Origin of the sequence: Paenibacillus sp. MY03, assembly GCF_002165585.1 — a bacterium.
In the GTDB taxonomy this organism is placed as follows: Bacteria; Bacillota; Bacilli; order Paenibacillales; family Paenibacillaceae; genus Pristimantibacillus; species Pristimantibacillus agaridevorans.
Genome location: NZ_MXQD01000118.1, coordinates 1 through 1,604, shown reverse-complemented (window position 1 = coordinate 1,604; position 1,604 = coordinate 1). Strand labels below are relative to the sequence as shown.

General features: G+C 49.5%; 1 protein-coding gene. It reads left to right on the top strand.

Going from position 1 to position 1,604, the window contains the following annotated elements:
* Positions 1–21: 21 nt before the first annotated feature.
* The coding region (locus tag B1748_RS36165) for a hypothetical protein (RefSeq protein ID WP_218781692.1) at positions 22–1,604 on the top strand (1,583 nt) is incomplete at its 3' end.

Below are 1,604 nucleotides of genomic sequence, written 5' to 3'. Positions count from 1 at the left end.
GGATGGGGAGGATCGACCGCTGTGAAAGGCGCCTTCAAACAAGGTGCTACTGGAGCGGGAGGCATGAAGGTTGCATTCGGCAAAACACCGGATCCCTATATATCGCCTGTTTCACGCGACGGGGAAATCATTCGTGAAATTTATTATCGCATGTATTTGAAGCATGATGAGAACTGGATAGGCGGCGGAGGCGACAAGCTGTCCCGTGTCACTTCGCTGACATCCAATTGGGCGCAGCCGTTCATCGGTCATGTATGGAGCGGCAATAGCACGCCGAATAATCCGGACAAGGATTATCTGCTGCTCGACCCCGCTTCGGGGACGGATGAAGCAGGCAATCTGATGACCACGAAATACAATGACTTTAACAATCTTCGTTGGCTGGGCATCAAGAAGGGCCTTACCCCTATCTTCAGTTCTGATTACGTTGGCAAGTGGTACAGCATTGAAGTTCATATCAAGCTGAATGACGCCGGTCAAGCCAATGGCGTGTTTGAATACTGGATCAATAATACGCTTCAAGCCAGCAAGACGGATATGAATTGGATGGGCAATTATGATGCCTACGGCATTAATGCGGTCCTGTTCGAGCACTATTGGAACAGCGGATCTTTGCAGGATCAAAATCGTTACTTTGACAATATCGTCATTAGCACCGAGAAGATCGACAAGGATCTCGACGTGAATCCCGCGAGCGTGTCAGGCGGCAACGCGCAGCTCGGATGGTCTGCGCCTGATGGCTTGGGAGAAGGCGCTGAACTCATTGTATCAACAGATGGCACTTTCGACTTCGGCGACCTGGGTCCGACGATGCTTTATCGTCAAACGTTGGCAGATGAAACTGCGGGTACGCCGTTATCAACTGCCGTTCCAGTGGGAAGGGGGACGGTCAGTCCGGATAATGGCGTTACGCCTCAAGTTGCCGCTGTGAATGAGTTGCCTTATGGCAAGGGAATCGAAATTGGATCCCCGGCGAAAAGAATCTATGTAACAGACTCCGAGACACATACCGAGTTTTATGAGCATTATTATATTTATTGGCCGGCAGAACATCAGGACAATGCGTACGATGAGCTGATGTCGACAACCGATGGCTGGCAAGTTAAAGGAATATGGCACTACCTTGACGGAAATGGGTATTCCAGACCGGAAAAAGCAGATGTTTTTACAGGTTCGCCATTCTGGTATACTCCGACAAAGACTTTTACAAACTTCTATAAGATCGCTTCTAACGATAGCCCTATCTTGTCATTGGACAAATCATCAACAGGCATGAGAGACCCTAATAATGCACAACGTTGGCGTTCAACTCCGATGCTGAAGCAGTTCTGGGTCAAGAGTGGGCCTATTCCAGGCAATGCAACCGACTCTGACGGCTTGTACCGAATGACGGATACGAGTGAAGGCATGGTCGAGTACACTCGATATGCAGGAACAGGTCTCTGGAGTCCACACACCGCGGTTGAAATTGGCTTTGACCGTTTTTCAGTGCCTGGATATGTACGAGGCTTCAATTTCGAAGGAGACTACTATCTGTACTACGCTGATATTTATCAAGCCGTTGGTCCAGGCGCCGCAGCCCGGATCGAAATTACGGATAATGC